The 19,987-nt window shown below is 53.2% G+C and carries 12 protein-coding genes; 6 read left to right on the top strand and 6 right to left on the bottom strand.

The features are described 5' to 3' along the window. Positions 1-36 precede the first annotated feature (36 nt). Positions 37-585, bottom strand: coding sequence for an RNA polymerase sigma-70 factor (locus tag J7619_RS11340; RefSeq protein ID WP_291198032.1), 549 nt, complete (start codon positions 583-585; stop codon positions 37-39). Positions 586-927: 342 nt separating this feature from the next. On the opposite strand from J7619_RS11340, the gene J7619_RS11335 reads away from it, so the two are divergent. After that, entirely contained in the window at positions 928-2,241 is a 1,314-nt protein-coding gene (locus J7619_RS11335) for a Gfo/Idh/MocA family protein (protein ID WP_291198030.1), read from the top strand. An 18-nt stretch (positions 2,242-2,259) separates the two neighbouring features. Here J7619_RS11335 and J7619_RS11330 read toward each other — a convergent pair whose 3' ends face one another. From J7619_RS11330 to J7619_RS11315, 4 genes are all read right to left on the bottom strand, one after another. Then, the gene (locus J7619_RS11330) at positions 2,260-4,773 is read right to left on the bottom strand and encodes a sodium:solute symporter family transporter (protein ID WP_291198028.1); all 2,514 of its coding nucleotides are present in this window, start codon (positions 4,771-4,773) and stop codon (positions 2,260-2,262) included. A gap of 58 nt (positions 4,774-4,831) precedes the next feature. Further along, the gene (locus tag J7619_RS11325; protein ID WP_291198026.1) at positions 4,832-5,773 is read right to left on the bottom strand and encodes a dihydrodipicolinate synthase family protein; all 942 of its coding nucleotides are present in this window, start codon (positions 5,771-5,773) and stop codon (positions 4,832-4,834) included. Positions 5,774-5,797: 24 nt separating this feature from the next. Further along, the gene (locus J7619_RS11320; RefSeq protein WP_291198024.1) at positions 5,798-6,955 is read right to left on the bottom strand and encodes an exo-alpha-sialidase; all 1,158 of its coding nucleotides are present in this window, start codon (positions 6,953-6,955) and stop codon (positions 5,798-5,800) included. 349 nt (positions 6,956-7,304) lie between these two features. Then, entirely contained in the window at positions 7,305-8,003 is a 699-nt protein-coding gene (locus tag J7619_RS11315) for a FadR/GntR family transcriptional regulator (protein ID WP_291198022.1), read from the bottom strand. A gap of 351 nt (positions 8,004-8,354) precedes the next feature. Here J7619_RS11315 and J7619_RS11310 point away from each other — a divergent pair, with 351 nt between their 5' ends. The 3 genes from J7619_RS11310 to J7619_RS11300 are packed head-to-tail and all read left to right on the top strand — an operon-like array spanning position 8,355 to position 12,203. Further along, complete coding sequence (locus J7619_RS11310) at positions 8,355-9,200, top strand: heme-binding protein (RefSeq protein ID WP_291198020.1); 846 nt, start codon at positions 8,355-8,357, stop codon at positions 9,198-9,200. A 35-nt stretch (positions 9,201-9,235) separates the two neighbouring features. Continuing rightward, complete coding sequence (locus tag J7619_RS11305) at positions 9,236-10,432, top strand: FAD-dependent oxidoreductase (RefSeq protein ID WP_291198018.1); 1,197 nt, start codon at positions 9,236-9,238, stop codon at positions 10,430-10,432. Between the two features lie 10 nt (positions 10,433-10,442). Continuing rightward, positions 10,443-12,203, top strand: coding sequence for an FAD-dependent oxidoreductase (locus tag J7619_RS11300; protein ID WP_291198016.1), 1,761 nt, complete (start codon positions 10,443-10,445; stop codon positions 12,201-12,203). A 193-nt stretch (positions 12,204-12,396) separates the two neighbouring features. Here the strand turns inward: J7619_RS11300 and J7619_RS11295 are convergent, their stop codons facing one another. Beyond that, positions 12,397-12,960 (bottom strand): hypothetical protein, encoded by a 564-nt coding sequence (locus J7619_RS11295; RefSeq protein WP_291198014.1) that lies wholly within the window; start codon positions 12,958-12,960, stop codon positions 12,397-12,399. Positions 12,961-13,147: 187 nt separating this feature from the next. Here J7619_RS11295 and J7619_RS11290 point away from each other — a divergent pair, with 187 nt between their 5' ends. Both J7619_RS11290 and J7619_RS11285 read left to right on the top strand, forming a co-directional pair. Then, on the top strand, positions 13,148-15,502 hold the full coding sequence (locus J7619_RS11290) for a right-handed parallel beta-helix repeat-containing protein (protein WP_291198012.1): 2,355 nt from the start codon (positions 13,148-13,150) through the stop codon (positions 15,500-15,502). A 102-nt stretch (positions 15,503-15,604) separates the two neighbouring features. Beyond that, entirely contained in the window at positions 15,605-19,792 is a 4,188-nt protein-coding gene (locus tag J7619_RS11285) for a two-component regulator propeller domain-containing protein (RefSeq protein WP_291198010.1), read from the top strand. The last annotated feature ends 195 nt before the right edge of the window (positions 19,793-19,987 follow it).

The following is a 19,987-nucleotide window of genomic DNA, read 5'->3' as shown; positions in this document are numbered from 1 at the left end:
AAATAGCGGGTGCAAATCAAGAATTTGCACGAACGTTCAAAGATAATCCTTCAAATAAGACCGCAGCGCCTTCACAACCAGGCTGAGATGGTGCTCCACGGTGCGTTGGGGCATCTGGATTTGCGAAGCGATTTCTTTGGTAGAGCGGTTTTCGAGGCGATGGAGGCGGAAAATGGTCTGCGCTTTTTCGGGGAAATGGCTCAGGCGGGTTTCGATGTTGTTCATCAACTCGCTCGCATTCAGCTGCTCTTCGGTGGTACAAATGGCATCCGAATATCCCGCGAACGCGTGGGTAAGGTATTTCTCGTGCACCATCGCCGATTTGAAATGGTTGATGCAGGTGTATTTCACCGAGGTGACGAGATAAGCTTCCAGGTTGTCGATCTGTGAAATGCCGCGGCGTTCCCATAACCGCAGGAAAACGTCCTGGACGATGCTTTCCACGGCCTCACGGTCATCGATCTTGCGGAGCGCGAGCAGGTACATTTTTTTCCAGTAACGCTGGTAAATCTCCCGGAACGCCAGGCCGTCGTCGTCGCGCAGTGCTTCAACAAGGTGCCGATCCGATAGAGATTTGAGGTTCATAAGCGTTTACTGATACTTTGAAAACGGGACTGGTGGAAAGTTCTAAAAATTGGATTTTTCCGATAGGGGGCCGAAGCTGCCATCGTTGCCCGGACTTAATTTGAGTCCAATTTTAATCGTGACCAATGCAATCGGCCGATTTTTTTACGCAGACGTTGCCGGGAACGTTGTCATTCAGGATTTTTATGGGGAAAGCCATACTTTTTCCCGGCAATGCAAAATTATAGAGCCAGATCTGTCAGATTGACATTTGAAATATTGCAAGAATACTTTGTGTAAAAACAGCGGTAAAAGTGTGCGTAATCCTGCTTTGTTTTGCGCTCATCATCCGTTTGAATTGTCATGACTATTTCCAGAAGAAAATTCATCCATACCGCCGCCGCCATCGCCGGGAGTACTGCTGTTTCGCCTGTTATCACTGGTTTTACAGGTATACGTCGACCAGCCGTTCCGCATGCCGCAGACAAGATCCGGGTTGCAGCAATCGGGATCAACAGTATGGGATGGGCGGATGTCAATGCGGTGATGAAAAATCCGGGCGTGGAGTGTGTGGCGCTATGCGACGTCGATCGTAACGTCCTCGACAAGCGCGCTGCGGAATTGGCCGGGAGGGGAATGCAGGTCAAGACTTTCAGCGACTACCGGAGGATCCTGGACAGCAAGGACATCGATGCCGTGGTGATCGGTACGCCCGACCATTGGCATTGCCTCATGATGGCCGAGGCATGCGAGGCGGGAAAGGACGTGTATGTGGAAAAGCCGATCGGGAATTCCATCGCCGAATGCCGGGCTATGGTAGCGGCGCAGGAGCAGACCAAGCGGGTTGTGCAGGTCGGGCAATGGCAGCGTAGCCAGAAGCATTTCCGCGACGCCGTCGATTTTGTGCATTCAGGAAAGCTGGGAAAGGTGGGACTGGTGAAAGTATGGGGATATTTTAATTATGGTAACCCCATTTTAAAACAGCCCGATGGCGCCGCCCCCGCCGGTGTCGACTATGGGATGTGGCTTGGCCCTGCTACCAAACGGCCTTTCAATCCCAACCGTTTCCATGGCTCGTTTCGATGGTTTTGGGATTACGCGGGTGGTATCATGACCGACTGGGGCGTACATTTGCTGGACTACGCACTGCTGGGAATGAAGGCAGGCGCCACACCCAAACGCGTCAGCGCCAGCGGGGCCATGCTCCGGAACCCCGGCGCAGAAACGCCTGATACCCTCACGACGCTCTTCGAATATGACGACTTCAACATACAGTGGGAGCATGTGATCGGCTATGGCGCAGGTATTTACAACCGCCAGCACGGTATCGCGTTTCTGGGAGAGAACGGCACCCTGATCGTCGATCGGGAGGGATGGGAAGTGGTGCCTTACGAAAAGCGTATGCAGGCTGTTCCGCTTACGAAATCATCGGACAACGGACTGGACGAGCATGCCAAAAACTTCGTGGAGGTGATCCGTTCGCGGCGCATGGGCGACCTGCATGCGCCCATACAGGTGGGTGCAGAGGTGGCGATACTTTCGCAAATGGGTAACATCGCTTACCGTACGGGCAATACGCTTCACTGGAATGCACAAAAAGGCGTGTTCGATCATGCGGAAGCCAACAAGTTGATCGCCAGTGAATACCATAATGGCTACAAAATGCCGCGGGTGTAATTTCTCATCAAAGTATTCTCATGAGCGCCTGGGTACGACTTTGCTGACAAGCCAGCCGAAAATCACACACCCGAAAATGCCGACACCGGGATAGAGGAAGAAATGTACCCAGCCGTTGGCCTGTACGAAATAGAGCAGTACCGCACTCAGGAAAAAGCCGGCGAGCACGCCCGTACTGTTAATCGACGGAACGAATATCCCTGCTACAAACATACCCGCCAGGCAGCCGCCGAATAGGCCGATCAGTTTCAGGTACTGGTCCCAAATACTGTTGTTTTCCATAAAAACCAGCCAAACCGCAATGCCGATTCCCGCTGCGCCCAATGCGAGCGTGGTGTAGCGGGCAAAGCGGAAACGTTGCAGGTCGGTGGATTGCGGCACAAAATGCTGGAAGAAATCGGTGGTGACGACCGTGGCAATGGAATTCATGGAAGAACTGATCGTTGACATGGTGGCCGCGAAAAGGCCTGCTATCACCAATCCGCGCAGGCCAGCGGGTAGTTGCGTGGAGATAAACCAGGGGAAGATATCGTCGGTGCGCGCCATCGGATTCAGGAGTTGCGGGGCTTGTTTGAAATAAACCCACAATGCCGTTCCCACGAGGAAGAATATCAATGTGGCGGGAATGACGAGAAATGCATTGGTCCAGATCGATCGCCGGGCCTCTGCTTCGGTGGGTGTGGTGAGGTAGCGCTGCACCACTACCTGATCGGAAGTATAGGTGACAATCTGCGTCAGGAAATTCCCTACCAGGACCACCCACAGGACCGGTTCCATAATGGCCCAGCCGGTATTGACCATATGAAACTTGCCCGCATCGCCGGCCTGCCCGAATAGCGCATCGAAGCCACCGGAGGCATCGGCAATGAAGAACAAACTGACAAACGCTCCGCCCAGCAGCACACCTACCTGCATGACCTCCGTCCAGACGACGGCTTCGATGCCGCCGGAGATCGTATAGGCGGTGGTAATGAGGCTGGTGAGGACAATGCAAAGCATAAGGTTCATGCCCGTAACCGTACTTAGCACCAATGCAGGGAGGTAAATCACGATCCCCAACCTTCCTACCTGAAACACTACAAATGTGAAGCTGCCGACCAGTTTGACCGTTTTGCTGAACCGGAATGCAAGGTACTCGTACACGCTGGTGATTTTCAGTTTCCGGAAATAGGGCAGGAAGAACCAGATCACGATCGGCGCCACGACGACGATCATCGCATTGGCAAAAATGTAGACCCAGTCGGTGGCGTAGGTTTTTGCGGGAATGGCGATGAACGTGAGGGCGCTCAGTTTGCTCCCGAAAATGCTCAGCCCTGCCGCCCACCAGGGGATATTCTGGCCGCCGAGGAAAAAATCGTCGGTGCTGGCGCTCATTTTGCGGGAAACATAAATGCTGATACCCAGTACCAGCAGAAAGTAAACAGCCACCACGCCCCAGTCGATACCATTGAATGTGCCCGTGCTCACCACCGGACTGCCCGCAATTACCCGTGGCGTACGGATACCCGGCTGAATTTCACCGGAAGGAATCACTACCTGGCCATTCCATGTCACCAGTGGCGCGGTGACAGCCGCTTTTCGACCCGGAAATGCGCCCAGCGATGCCCAGGTGTCGGTAATGCTGTGGTAGGCCATGACTTCGCTACGGAAGCCGGGATGTTTTTCGCGGAGCTCCATCACGCGTTGCGCATATACGCCATCGTCACCGCCTATGACGAGCAGGTGCGACTGCCCGGCTGCGTACGCGGGGGAGGGCGCGGCCACTACTGCATGGGGCAGGTCGGCCATGCGTTTCCAGGTTCTGGATACCGGGTTATAGGCAAGGCATTCTTTCAGATAACTGCGCTGTACGGCGTCCGTGACGGCATTATAGCGCAGTTCTGCACCGCTGAAAAGGAAAAACCGGCCATCCTGCGCACCCGCCACGGCCAGTATCCGGCCATTTCCGGGCAATGCAGGCAGTTCGGTCCATTGTTTTTGGTGTAAATCAAATTCCCAGAAGCGGTTCAACGCAACAGTATCTGATGGAGCGCTGGTACCGCCTGCTACATATATTTTATCCCCTAGCAACGCGCCGGAAGCATAGGCAAGCGGGACAGGCAGAGCGGGGAGGGGTGTGGTAGTGATTTGCCCGTTTTGCCAGCGAAGGTAGAATGCCTGGCTGTAATGGCGTAAGCCGTCGGCGCCTCCCAGGCAAAAAACGCCCTCGGGTGTAGTGAGCGAAATGCCGTAACCAGCCGCTCTGGGCAGCTTTCCTGCCTTCTTCCATTTCCCCGATGGGTTTTCCAGTACAAAAACGGCATCATACCAGGTTTTCGGCGCATTACCCCAGGGGCCTGCATTGCCGGGAAAGTTGGCACCGCCCGCAACGATCAGCGCCCCGTTGCTGACACCCGCATAAGTGCCGGCAAATCCAGCCACATCGGGCAACGCCGGAAGGTCTTTCCACGCCAGGGCCGACCGGTCGGTTTGTTGAGCATTGGAAGCCAGAGTTTGCACGAAAATGGTCAGGAAGAAAAGGAAACGGGTCATCACGTATGTCAGTTACTCATTCACTCATTCACTCAATCACTCATTCACTCAGGAATTGTCAAGTATGGTGAGGGGTGGCCTCGCCGGTGGGCAGAAATTTGAAAAAGCCGATATCGGTTAGCTGGCTGTGCAGCGCCTGGTACTGGTCGTCGGGCAATGCCGCGAGAGGCAGCCGGCAGGGGCCCATATCGAAGCCGAGCATTTTCATGACCGCTTTCTGAGCGGGAATCGGGGCATATTGGACCACTATCCGAACCATTTCAACACAGAAAAGCATTTGTTTCCGTGCCTTTTCGATCTCACCCGCTTCGAAATACTGCCTTACTTTTAGATAGAATGGCGCCGCAAAGTTGAACGTGCTACCAATACAGCCTTGGGCGCCCATCGACAATGCGGGCAGGTGGTTTTCATCAAAACCATACAATACGTCATATTTGCCGCCTTCGTGGTTCAGGCATTCCTGGTATTCCCAAAGCGTGGAAGCGGTGTATTTTACGCCGGCGAAGTTCGGGATTTGTTTTTCTGCCATGCGCATGAAGTCGAGCACATCCACCGAAAAGCCGGTGAGTGAAGGAATGTGGTAATAGTAAAAAGGCAGCTCCGGCGCGCCGGCTGCTATATCGGCCATGCAATCGCCGAGGTTTTGTACGGAGGTGGGTTTGAAATAGAATGCAGCGACCGACGAAATGGCGTCGGCACCCGCTTCCTGCGCGTGGCGCGCCAGCTTCCGCGCCTCCGCGATGCTCGCGTGGCCCACGTGCACGATCATGCGCAAGCGACCTTTTCCGGCGTTAATCACCGTTTCGGCAACCTGCATGCGTTCTTCGAGCGTGAGGTTGGGCCCCTCGCCGTTGCTCCCGCAAATGAAAATGCCGGAAAGACCTGCCCTTATCAGGTGCTCCACCAATGCGGGAAGCAGTTCGTAATGTACGGTGCCGTCGGGATGTAATGGGGTGAAAAGTGCGGCGACAAGGCCGTTGGTGTGTTGAATGGTAGACATATGAGCGATATACTTAAAATTCAGCTATTTGTTGGCTTCGAACAGCCATTGCGGGGTGATCGTTTGCAGTACGAGCTGTTCATAGGCGCCGCGTTTCCCCGCTTCATAAAGGCATAGGATATTACCGTCGGGCAAGGCCGCCATAGACGAATACGCCGACGGGCCCGGGAAAATGGTGCGGATTACCGGCCACGTTTTTCCCTCGTCGAAACTGGCCCGCAACGTCAGGTTATGGCGTTTGGTAGTGCTGGCGGGGTTGAGGAACAGCATGGCTCCCTTCCCTTTGGCGTTTGGGCGCCGGTACCGGATAATCGAGGCCTGGCATACCGGTTCTACGAGGTCCGGAATATCCTCCGGCGCGGACCAGCTGGTGCCGCCGTCATAACTCAACGACTGTGCCCGCCTTCCACGACCGAAGTAGGAACGCATGTTCATCAGCAGCGTGCCATTACCATCGGCAACTTCGACTACCTGGCATTCATTCATTTTAGGTGTGATCGTCCCGCCGAGCTGCCACGTTTTGCCGTGGTCGTCGCTGTAAATCGCATGCGCGCCGTATTCGAACGGACTATTACGGACTTTGCCGTTCGGATCGTCGTAGCTGAAATCACATGGGATCACCAGGCGCCCTTTGCGGGGGCCTTTTTGAATTTGTATGCCAACACCCGGACCGGTTGCATACCAGCCCCACTCGGGTTTCTTGGTGGTTTGGGTTATTTCAACCGGTTTTGCCCAGGTAGCGCCGTTGTCGGAGCTGCGGGAGAGCCATACCGTCCGGGTCGACTCGGATTTTTTAGTGATGATATCCTTTTCAGGCACGTCGCCGCGGTTATGCGTGAGCAATAGCAGGATTTCCCCGGTTTGCTCGTCGAGTACCGGGCAGGGATTGCCGCAGGTATTCGTGCCGTCGTCCCAGACGACAGTTTGCGGGCCCCAGGTTTTGCCATTGTCCGTCGAGCGTTTCATGAGCAGGTCGATGTCGCCAGCGTCGCCCGCGCCCTCTTTCCTGCCTTCGCAAAAGGCGATCAAAGCACCATTTTTAGCCCTGATGAGCGAAGGAATGCGGTAACTCTTGTAGCCGTCCTCGCCCGCGCTGAACAAGGCACGGGTTTCGGGAATGTCTTGTGAAAATGCATGAGTGGCACCCAGAACGATCAGGAACAGCCATGTCTTTTTGATCATAATTAGTAGTTATGTTCTACATATTAGTAAATGTAAAGGCATTGGTACTGAACATGCAAATATTAATTCAGAAAATAATGCAAATATTTTTTACGTCGCTTGTGCGCAACTGTTGTTACATCCCTTACGGGATTTGCAGAATACTATTGGGAATCGCTTTTACCAATAGTACATGCCTGACGGCATTTTATACCTTGCCGACCAGCCGCCGGCGATTGGTAGGCATCACAAAATCGCGTAGCGACGCAATACTGCCAGCAAACCAATTATTCGGGATGAACTGGATGCCGTTAGGCGTGCAACAACACCAATCCCAGGATGTCGATCGAACGATGTGCAATATGCTGTTTCAGGCTTTCAACCGGTCGAAATGGGGTTTTAAATGCGCCTTCATACCGCGGCGGAAATCTTCGGAATCACCGGTTTTCAGGATTTCAACGAGATCATGATGCGTAACTGTGCCTACGCCGGCATGGCCATTGGCCTGGATTTCATAATCGAGCACATATTCGAACACCGGCAGCAGCATTTTCTGGAAACGCATGTAGGTATCGTTGCCTGTCATCTGGTACAGCTTGCTGTGGAAGGCGATTTCGTGCTCTACCTGAAAGGGTTTCTGCTGCTTGTTCACCTCCTGTGCCACGATGTCTTCCAGCGCGGCAATGTCTGCCTTTGTTTTGCGGAGGTATATCAGTTCGGCGAGGCCCATTTCCAATACTAATCGCAATTCAAAAATATCCTTCAATGTGTTTTTGCCGAGCAGCAGCGGGTCGAGAACCCGTTCGAGCGAGCCAAGGATATCGGGCTGAGCGAGCACCATTCCCCGCTTTTTACGCGTATCGATCATCCCCAGCATGCGCAGCCGGCTGAGTGCCTCGCGCACTACATTTCGGCTCACCCCGAGGGCGTCGGCCAGTTCCTGCTCTTTGGGCAGGGCGTCGCCGGGCACGAATGCCTTCCGTTTTAAGTACTCGCGCAGCCTGGATTCGACCAGGTCGGTCATCGTGGAAGATTCCAAAGGCCGGATATCGTTTTTCAGATCGCTCATCAATGCAGTAGCCGGAACCCCGGCCGAAATGGTTTTCGGATGTAAAGCTAACAGATTCTTTTGTAGGGCATAATGGGGTTGGGAATTTGCGGGGCTGACCGATGGCGGTCGACAACCCACCGCCGCCTGACCCCACAACGAAATCCTTTGACCGTTAAATAAGTTCGAAACTAGTATTAGTTTGATTGAAACTTATTTGAGCTAGTTTGTCAAACATTATAAAACTAATTCTATAATGTATAGCATGGTGAAATCCGGATCGGGTAAGTTGTGGCAGGTTGGTAACGATCGGATTGACAGGCCATGAGTGCCCGGTGCGCATTCTCTTTTTCACTTAAACCATCATACACCATGTTAAAAGTTACTAGCAATGCCCTTCAAACTATCCGTTTAGGTGGTGCCCCGGATGAAACCGTTTCAATGTTCGGTCCATTGACGGACCTGATTGGCACCTGGGTAGGCCGCAAGGGTTGGAATCTGGTCGCCGTTCCAAACCAGAAAGGCGGCTTTCTGCTTTTGGTACAGCCTTACACCGAAACGCTCACCATAACGCCGTTGAGCACGCCTACGCCTAACCGCGGAACGCATATCGTGCAACAGGTGCCGACCTTGCTGTACAGCCTTTCCATTCATAGCAATGTCGATGGTAGCTTGCTGCATGCCGAGAACGGTACCTGGCTGCTGTTGCAGGATTGCCCGGACGAGTTCAGCATTGCACGCCAGGCTTCGGTACCGCATGGAGACTCTTTGCTGGCGCTTGGCGGGTCGTCGGTGACGCCTGGTGCGCCTAATATCCCGGATATCAGCACGCTGCCCATTACCGGTCCGGGCTCCAAACCGCTGGGTTATACCGACCCTTACCTCACGCCGCTCGAAGGTTTCAACAAGGTGAATCCAAATGCGACCCTTCGTGACGCGATCGCCGGGCAGACGATTACTTCCACCACGACGATTTCGGTCAGCACGGCCAATAAAGGAGGCATTACCAACATTCCTTTTATCGTGCAGAACGCCAATACGACCAGTTTCGAGGCTACTTTCTGGATCGAAACCGTGAAGAACCCTAACACCGGCGGCTCGTTCCTGCAACTGCAATACTCGCAGAATTCCATCATCGAATTTATCCCGCAGTTCCACGATCCATCCAAGCTGATCGAGTGGCCGCACGTGAACATTAATACGCTGGTGAAACAATAGCATTTCCTAAAACCTTCACAATAAACAGGATATCCATGACGCAACCAGCAGATCATCATTTCGATGTGATCGTGGTCGGTGGGGGAGCCATTGGCCTCTCCACCGGTTACCATCTGGGAAAACGAAAAGCAAAAACCCTTGTTCTGGAACAGTTCAATTTCAAAAACCAGCTGGGTAGCTCGGCGGGCGTTTCGCGGCAATACCGCATTCCGTACCCCGAAGAATATATGGTTCAAATGGCACTGGACGCGCAGCCGTATTGGGATGAACTTCAAACCCTGACGCCGAAAACCCTGCTCGACAAGGTGGGTACGCTCTGGTTCGGCGATCCTTCGGTGCATTCCACCGAGGGTAACATCGCGGAAGCGGAGCAAGCGCTGAAAGCGCTCAATGTACCTTATACGAGCCTCACAGCGAAGGAAATCGAGGCGCAATACCATTTCCGGAACCTGCCCGATACTTACACGGGCCTTTTCCAGGCAGATGGCGCCAGTATCGATTTTCGTGCCACAATCGAAACCCTGTACCAGGCCTGCGAGCGCAACCCTTACACGATCCTGCAAGACGAGTCGCCCGTGACGGCTATCGAGCAGGACGGAAAGCTGTTCAACGTAACTACGCCGAAAGGGGTGTTTACGAGTGAAAAACTGGTACTGGTACCCGGTCCGTATATCGACGGGGTGATCAATCTGCTCGGCTTTACAATTGAGGCTACGTATTGGAATATGTCTTCGTGCTATTTCAAAAAGACCGATCCGACGATTCAATACCCGACCTGGTTTGTTTTCCAGAATGCGATCGGTTCGAACGGCAACCAGTTTTATGGCTTTCCCGGCGTCGATTGGGACCACCCCGAGTACATCCGTGTAGCGCCCGACTTTGTGATCGACCCGCTCACGAGCCCCGAGCAGCGCACGCTCGTGCCTAACCCGCAGGAACTCGCATACACGTCTGCGTGGGTCCGCGACCACATGACGGGCCTCGATCCGACGCCTCATTTTACGTCCACCTGCCTCATCGCGCTGAGCAGGATCCCGGATAAGGAGCTGCTGATCGATTTTGCACCGCCCTATGTGCCCAACAATCAGAACATCGTCGTGTATGCCACCGGCTGGGCGGCCAAGTTTACCCCGTTTTTGGGCAAAATACTGACCGAACTGGCATTGGATGGCCATTCCACATTTGATATTTCGCCGTTCAAGCTGGGTTACACTTATTTCAAAGCCATTTAAAACCATCAACATGAACAAAAACACGCCACTAAACAATGGGATGAAACCCGGCCTCGGGACCGAAGTCGCGATCATCGGTGCGGGAACATCCGGTTTGTACAGCGCATTCCGGCTTACCGACGTGGGCAAATACACCGGTGAGCAAGTGCAGATCTTCGACATGAGCGAGCGGCTCGGCGGGCGGCTCGAATCGGTTATTTTGCCGGGGATGAATTTCTGGGGTGAGCTCGGCGGTATGCGCTACCTCACATCGCAGGAGATTGTGACGACGCTCATCGAAGGCTACCCGTTGTCCGAAAAGGACCTGAGCAAACGCACGCCGGTGCTCAAAGACCACATGACCCCCGTTCCGTTCCCGATGGGCAACCCGGCCGATCTGCTTTTTTACCTTCGCAAGCAGCATTTCAAACAAAATGCCTGGAATGTGGCCCAGGGCAAAGGGGAGAAACTGGTAACCCGCTATTACCTCAACGACGACGACATCGGTTTCAGCTCCGACCAGCTTTTTAACAAGATTATCTACGATGTACTGGTCGCCGATCCCTGGTTTGTGAGCAATTTTCCCGGCCTGGCTACCCAAAAAGGAGAATATGACTATGAATTCAAACTGACCAGCGAGGACTGGGACAAAGTGAAGCCCAATCTGACTTACCATTTTCCCGGATCGCCCTATGACGGACGCAAGGTGAACGACCTGGGCTTCTGGAACCTGATCAAGGACCAGGTTTCGGAAGAGGGGTACAGCTTTGTGGCGAATGCAGGTGGTTATTATTCCAATACGGTCAATTGGAATGCGGCAGAAGCTTTCCCTTATATGGTAGGTGATTTTTCGGCCGATGTGACCTACAAAACCATTGAGGAAGGCTATGACAGCATCGCTTATGCGCTGGCTAACCAGTATATGGGGATTCCGGGCGCGTGTATCTGGTCGGAAAACAAGCTGCTGACCTTCTCGAAAGGGCATGACCGGCGCGAGCAGTACCGCTATGAGCTGACGTTCCTGAATATCCCGAGCAATCAGATCTGGCACGCTTATGCGAATCATATCATATTGGGTATGCCACGGAAATCGCTCGAACTGCTCGATCAGCAGAACTTCTTTTTCAATTCCAACGAAAACACGGTACTCGACCGAAATATCCGCTCGGTGATCATGGAGCCTGCCTTTAAAATACTGATGGGCTTCCGGGAACCGTGGTGGAAGAAGCTGGGTATCGACTCCGGGCATTCGATCACCGACCTTCCGATGCGCCAATGCTATTATTTCGGCACCGATCCTCGCAACGATAACTCGATGCTGCTGGGTAGCTACGGGGATATGGAAACGGAGACATTCTGGAAGGCATTGTCGGACGACACCGTGCTTTTCAAAGTGAGCGCGGCGGAATCTGCCTCGCTCGTGGAACTGAAAGCGCTGGAAAGAGAACAGGCTACGCAATTGATGGTCAATGAAATTATGAACCAGCTGCGCGAGCTGCATGGTGCCGAGGTAGAAATCCCAGAGCCATACGTGACGTACTTCCGCGACTGGTCCGACGACCCGTTTGGGGCAGGGTATCACGCCTGGAAAGCCGGTGTGGCGGTTTGGAATGTCATGCCCTACATGCGCAAGCCCGACGGAGACGAGAATATTTATGTCGTGGGGGAGGCCTATTCCGATCAGCAGGGCTGGGTGGAAGGGGCATTCTGCGAGGCGGAAAAAATGCTGGAATCGCATTTCCACCTGACGCGCCCGACCTGGCTGAATGATAAATATTATATGGGGTGGTAGAAGTTGGGGCGATACCGTCGGCTACCAAGAGGTTCGGCTATACATGGAACGACAAAGGGCACCTCGTATCAGGTGCCCTTTGTCATTTCAGTTTGATCTTCTACCCGGGTGGCTTAGATCACAATAATGTCTGGTTTCATATCAGATTGAGTTTTAATCTTAATGGCTTAAAAGTAATGTAATGATACGGGTTTCAATTTACAATTTCAAATGTGTTGCCCGACTTGAAAGTACCTTCCTTAATATCATGTTTGGAATATGTCCGCACAAAAACGCTGCCCAAACCAGTGAGTTCATGTTTGCAGATTACCCTCAGTTCAACGATGTGGTGTTCATTCTCATTAAGTATTGTTAAAATATCGTCTGTGGTCAGAAACCAAAGTGCATACTCAGATTTTTCGCCAATTCGGAATGGTGCCACATAGTTGTACTGATCTTTTACTAACGCTAATGGCACAGTCCGGTGATTCGTTTTACCCTCCGGGCCTGTCATGGGTATTTTTTGAGTAACCTCCACGCGAAGGTCAAATGCCCTGAACAGCGATCTATTGATGATTTTGAAGCAATACCATTTGTTTGATTGCCCGCCATAAGACTTTACATGCGTTGCGATCTGACTAGCAATTTTTATCCGTGGGCGAAATAAGAAAAGAAGCGCGAAGAGAAAGAAGAAGGAGGTAATAAACCCCGAAAGTACATCGGCGATAAATGACTGGCAGAAAACTTTCTGCTCTAAAAAGATAAGTGCTTCGTTCATAATTCGGGTTGATGAAAGTTCTGGACAATGATAATTCTATTGCGCCATAGCGTGTAGGTATAAGCGTCGACCTGGAAATTCTTATAGACATACTTAGCCATCGGTGAGTATCAATGAGCCTTCGCAATACGGTAGATAACACATGACCTGGTGCTTTGATGTATCTGAATTGCGTGGAAACATCTGTATGAGTAAAAGATTTACAAGCCTGGTTGCAATCGCATTGTGCATTATTTTCCCTCTATTCGCGGCCCCGTTGCTGGCGGCGGATATCTATGTCGCGCCGGATGGTAATGACCGAAACCCGGGATCGCGGGAGAAGCCGCTCGCCACGCTGGAAGCGGCCCGTAATAAGGCACGTGGGATGCGCGGCGCAGTTACCGTGTTTCTGCGGAAGGGCACTTACCTGCTTTCCAAACCCCTGGTTTTCGGGGCGGAGGATTCCCGGGGCGAGGGGCAGACGCTTACCTTCACATCTTACCCCGGGGAAAAAGTAACCATCAGCGGTGCGACAGTCGTTGCGGTTAATTGGCTGGAATACAAAGGGAACGTCAAAAAGGCCGTCATTCAGGGCGACTATATTTTTGACCAGCTTTTTATGGGTAACAAAAAGCTGCATATGGCGCGTTACCCGAATTTTGACCCGGCGGCGAGCCACTTTGGCGGGTATTCGGCCGATGTGCTGTCTGCCGCTAAAATCAAATCCTGGAAGAATCCGGAGGGCGCATTCATCCATGCGATGCACAAGTACGAATGGGGCGATTACCACTATCGCGTAACGGGCAAAAGCAGCGATACCACCCTGACGCTCGAAGGAGGGTATCAGAACAACCGCCAGATGGGTATGCACGATAAATACCGTTTTATCGAAAACCTGCTGGAAGAGCTCGACGCGCCCGGCGAATGGTATTACGATGCCAGGTCGCGCACGCTGTACGCGTATGCGCCCGACGCGCCCGTGGTGCTCACGCCGCAGATCAGACATTTGTTCGAATTCCGCGGCTCGGCAGCAAAGCCGGTGAGGAATATCCATATGGAGGGGCTTGAACTCACACATACCCTGCGCACTTTCATGGACACCAGAGAACCATTGCTGCGCAGTGATTGGGCCATTTACCGTGGTGGCGCGGTGTTGCTGGAAGGCACTGAAAACTGCGCCATCCGGAAATGTCATTTCAATGCGACGGGTGGTAACGGCGTGTTTTTCAGTAACTATAACCGGGGCGGTGAAGTTTCGGGCTGCCATTTCGAGGAAACGGGCGCGAGTGCAGTTTGCTTCGTGGGCGACCCTGCTGCGGTGCGTTCGCCGAGCTTTGAGTACAACCAATCGGTGCCTTACGATCGCATGGACAAGGCGCCCGGCCCCAAAACCAGCAATTACCCGGCCCAATGCAAGGTTTATGATAACCTGATGCACGGTCTTGGGCGCGTGGAGAAGCAGATTGCGGGCGTGGAGATTTCGATGAGTATGGACATTACCGTCAGCCACAATACCATTTACAACATCCCGCGTGCCGGCATTAATGTGAGCGAGGGCACCTGGGGCGGGCACGTGATCGAATTCAACGACGTATTCGATACCGTGCTGGAAACGGGCGATCACGGTTCATTCAATTCATGGGGCCGTGACCGGTTCTGGCATCCGGTGCGCGAACGGATGGATAGCCTGGTCGCCGCGCACCCCGAGCTGATCCTGCTCGACGCCGGCAAGACGATCGTCATCCGCAACAACCGTTTCCGTTGCGATCATGGTTGGGATATCGACCTGGATGACGGGAGCTCGAATTACCATATTTATAACAATTTATGCCTGAACGGCGGGTTGAAGTTGCGCGAAGGTTTCCAGCGGGTGGTGGAAAACAATATTATGGTCAACAACTCCTTCCATCCGCACGTGTGGTTTGCCCGAAGCGGGGACGTGTTCCGGAAAAATATCGTGACCAAGGCTTATGCACCTATTCGGGTGAATGAATGGGGCAGGGAGGTGGATTACAACCTTTTCCCGGATCAGCAGGCGCTGAACAAGGCCCGTGAGAATGGAACGGATGCGCATAGTCTGGCTGGCGACCCGATGTTTGAAGACGCGGCCAGGGGCGACTACCGGGTGAAACCGGGCAGTCCTGCGTTGAAAATCGGGTTTGTAAATTTCGCGATGGACCAGTTTGGTGTCATTTCGCCTGAACTGAAAAGCCAGGCCGCGCACGTTCCGTTACCCGCGATCAAAACCGTCGCCGATGGCAAGACGGTATCGGAAACGGCATGGCTGGGCGGTAAACTGCGGAATGTCAGCGGGCTGGGGGATCGCTCGGCGTTTGGGTTGCCCGACGAAAAGGGTGTGGTGGTAGAAGCGGCACCGGAAAACAGCATACTCGCACGTGCAGGCATGAAGCCGGGCGACGTGATCCGCATCCTCAACCACCGCGATATTGCCAATGTGACCGAGCTGATGGATGTTTTTCAGGAAATCAACTGGATGGGCGAAGGAGAGGTCGCATTTTTCAGGAATCAAGCCATGCAGAAGTTGAGGGTATCCTTTAAATAGTCGGCGCCGATTCTGTTATATTTGAAGTTCCGCCTGTGAAAAACCGGGCGGAACAGGACCTCTTCGTTCGGAAATATGTCAGAAAAGCGGGTTATGCGGGTGATGAAACGCATATTTTCAAATTTATTAGCAGTCTCCTTGTGCTGTGCGGCTTCGGCAGGGCATGCTGCCGACAATGCCGCCGGGCGGGTGCTGCGCTACTCGATCCGGGAAGGGTTGTCGTTTGGCGTGGTGAACAGCATTGCGCAGGATAACGACGGCCTGATGTGGTTCGCAACGGGCGACGGCGTGAGCCGGTTCGACGGTACCGCATTCAAAAATTTCAAATACGACCGCAACGACCCGCACAGTTTGCCGGGTAATTATGTCAAATCTATTCTTCGGGATAAAAACGGCACGATCTGGGTTTCCTCGCGCGACGGAATCGCCGAGTTTGTACCAGCCAGCCAGCGTTTCAACCGATACAAGCCTTTTCAACACAAAAGTGGCGTCGGGAACGATGTGAGCGACATCAGTCAGGGCCGGGGCGACCGGCTCTGGCTGGCCCTGAACGGCTCCGGTTTTGCTTCTTTCAATACTAAAACCCATCAGTTTACCCACCATAACCAGCAAACGCTGCCCGGGCTTTTCACGAATTCGATCCTGAACGTGTTCGAAGACTCGCAGGGAATGCTCTGGCTCGGCTCGCGCGACAGTGGGATCGAGGTGTGGAAACATGACGCCTCCGGCAAGCTGGTGAAAGCCGGGCTCGACATGGGGAACGTGCCGGCAGCGCGGATCAATGCCATTTATGAGGACCATTTGCGGAACGTCTGGGTGGCTTCCTCCCGGGGGCTGATCCTGTTTAAAAGGGCGGAGAGCCGGTTTTATGATTTGCATATCAACACCTTCCATCACAGCGATATCTACCTCTCGCTGATCGAAGACCGGCAGCAGAACCTGCTGATCGGCGTGCAGGATGGCGGCGTTTACCGTCTCGCATTGGCGCAAATGATGTCACGCCGGCCGGATGCGCTGGCCTTCGAGCAGGTACGCGACAAAGACAATAAGGGCATTACGCAGCGCTCGGTGCAATCGCTTTACATCGATAAGGACCGCAACGTGTGGCTCGGAACTTACGGCGAGGGCACGTACCTGATCAGCGCCATTCCCGAAAAATTCAGGAAGTTTGAACAGAAAACCATCGATTCCCGCGCTGAAAGCTATTTGCGCTACTACGGAATGTGTGCCGACAAGGACGGTAACCTGTGGATCGGGACGGATGGGGACGGCATTTACAAAACAACCGCATCCGGCGAGGTATTGAAGCATTATGCCGCGTCGACGCAGTCGGGCCGGCTACCGGACGGGGCGGTTATCGCGGCCCATCGCGACAGGCAGGACCGCTTGTGGTTTGGCACCTATTCCAAGGGGCTGGTGCGGTACGATCCTGCCACGGATACTTTCAGGCGCTACGCTTCCGACCCTTCGGATCCGGGTTCGCTGGGTAAGAACGACGTACGGGCTATTTACCAGGACCGGCGCGGGAATATCTGGGTGGGGACGAACGGGGGAGGGCTCAGCCTGCTCGATGAGCGGACCGGGAAGTTCCGCAATTTCATTCCGTCCAACAGTTCGATCAATGCGAATGATGTCCGGGCTATTACCGAGGATAAATATGGAAACCTCTGGATAGGGACTTACGGCGGCGGGCTCAATTACCTCAATACCCGCACCATGCAGTTCGTTTCGTGGTTCAATGCGGCGGGTAAGGAGCCCTATTTGTCAAACCGCATTGTTTTTTCATTGTATATGGACGGCCTCGACCGTCTTTGGATCGGATCGGAAGGGAATGGGTTGCTGCTGTTCGATACCAAGGCAAAAAAAGTGCGTTTTTTTGACGAAAAGCGAGGTTTGGCAAGCAACGTGGTCAATGCGATCCAGCCTGAAAACCTGGAAAAAGTATGGATAAGTACCAATAAAGGATTGTCGCGGATCGATGCGAAAACAGGTTCAATCGAGAACTTTGATACGAGTCATGGCCTGCAAGGCGGGCAATTCAATCCCGGCTCCGCACTACTGAATGCCCGAAGCGGCCTCATGAGCTTCGGCGGGACCGAAGGTTGGAACCTTTTCGATCCGAAACAGGTGCGGGCATCGCGCTACCAGCCGAAAGTGATGATCAGCGGGATCCGGATATTTGGCAAAGACAAGGAAAATGAGGCGATCTCGCTCTTCGAATACCCGGGTAAGGCGCGGCGGTTTTCGATCAGGCCCGACCAACCCGTTTTTTCGATCGACTACACGGCGTTAAACTACGCTTACCCGGAGCTCACGCGCTACGCCTACATGCTTGAAGGACTGGACAAGGATTGGAACTACGTGGAAAATGAGCGCTCGGCAACGTACCGTTATCTGCCGTTTGGAAACTATGAATTTAGGGTGAAAGTGGCCAACCAGGACGGTATCTGGTTTGACGACTATGCTTCGCTACCCATCCGCGTCATGCCGCCATGGTACCAGAGCTGGTGGGCCTATTTGCTCTATATTCTGACGATCGGGCTTGTGCTGTACTATTACCAGCAATACAAGCTGGGGCAGGAGAAGATGAAGTACGAGGTACAGCTCGCACACATGGAGACGCGCCAGCAAATGGAGCTGAACGAGAAGAAACTGTCGTTTTTTACGAATGTATCGCATGAATTTCGCACGCCGCTGACATTGATTATCAATCCGATACGAGAGATGATGAAGGGCGCCACTGGCGACGACGTTTCGTCGGCGGCTACCGCCAACATGCACATCATTTACCGCAACGCCAAGCGATTGCTCAGCCTCGTCGACCAGTTGTTGCTCTTTCGCAAGGCCGACCAGCAGACGGACCAGCTCAAACCGGCCGCCCATAACTTCCCGCAACTGGTTACCGAGGTATTCCAATGCTTCCTGCACCAGGCCGAGCAAAAGCATATTCATTACGAGCTGGCATTACCCGAGACGGAGCTGGAAGTGGTTTGTGATTGGGAAAAAACTGAAATAGCCATTTTTAACCTCATTTCCAATGCATTGAAATTCACTCCCGAGCAAGGAACAGTCCATGTGAAAGTGTCCGACCTCGGCGATCAGGTTGAAATTACCGTGAGCGACACGGGTCCGGGGATTCCGGCGGATGCAGGTGAGGATATTTTCAAGGTCTTCCACCAATACGCCGACCGCCGTTTTGCGGCCAAAGGCGGCTTTGGAATCGGGTTGTATTTGGCTAAAACATTCGTGGAAAACCATTTCGGGCAATTGCGGTATGAGACCGAGCTGGACCGTGGGACTACCTTTCACGTCTTACTGTGGAAGGCGCATCCCGACCTTGTTTCCCACGCCCGCGGAAGCGATGTGCGCGGTTCGGTGTTGCTCGAAGAGCTGTCCGAAGGTGCAATGCCGGTGAAGGCCCCCGCATTGCCCGACTGGCAAAGTGAGCTGCTCGATATGAAAGAGCCTTCGACCGAAAGCCATACGATGCTGGTGGTCGACGATGACCCGGAAATCAGGCAATACCTCGGTTCCATTTTCTCGGGAAAGTACAAAATGTTTGATGCGGGAAGCGGGGAAGAGGGGTTGGAACTGGTACGGAAGCATTTGCCGGATATTGTGATCAGCGATGTGATGATGGGCGGCACTTCGGGCATCGAATTGTGCCGGCAAATGAAGCTGGACATGGCATTAAGCCACATCCCGGTGATCCTGCTCACGGCCAGTACCTCGCAGGATGTGCGTCTGAAAGGCATCGAGGGCGGCGCTGACGACTATATCAGTAAGCCGTTCGATAAGGATATCCTGGTAGCGCGCGTGGCGTCCATCCTCCGTAACCGTAACGATCTGCAAAGATATTTTTATAATGAAATTACCTTGCAGACCAGCGATTTCAAGATTTCAGCCGAGTACAAGGAGTTCCTGACCGAATGTATCCGCATTGTTGAAAACCACATTACCGATCCCGGTTTTAATGTAAAAGTGCTGGCGGCCGAGATCGGAATGAGCCATTCTACACTCTACAACCGCATTAAATCTATTTCGGGGCAGTCGGCGACCAGTTTTGTGCGGTTCATCCGCCTGCGCAAGGCGGCGCAGCTGCTCATTACCACCGATATTACAATCAGCGAAACGGCGTTCAGCGTCGGCATCAACGACATCCGGTATTTCCGCGAGCATTTCCAGAAACTGTTTGGGATGAAGCCTTCCGATTATGTGAAAAAATTCAGAAAGCCCTTCCACGAGCAGCGCACGATCGATAAGGATCTTTTCCGTAAAAGGTCCGTGTAAGTCGCCGGTTTATTGGAGTATCCCCAGCTTTTCATGCCTGATTCTAACAGAATCGGGCATTTTTTGTGAATTCACCCCCTCTTTAATGCGAAAATGTCCCCCTATGGCCGGGTTGAAATAGTCCTACTTTTGATTGATCAATTTATAAAAGCGGCAAGCGGTTTTTCCAGTTTATGACTAAATCAAGATTGCCCG

The sequence above is a fragment of the Dyadobacter sp. genome (genome assembly GCF_017744695.1).
Taxonomy (GTDB): Bacteria; Bacteroidota; Bacteroidia; order Cytophagales; family Spirosomataceae; genus Dyadobacter.
The sequence above is the reverse complement of the archived record's forward strand: the minus strand, read 5'-3'. Positions and strand labels throughout refer to the sequence as shown.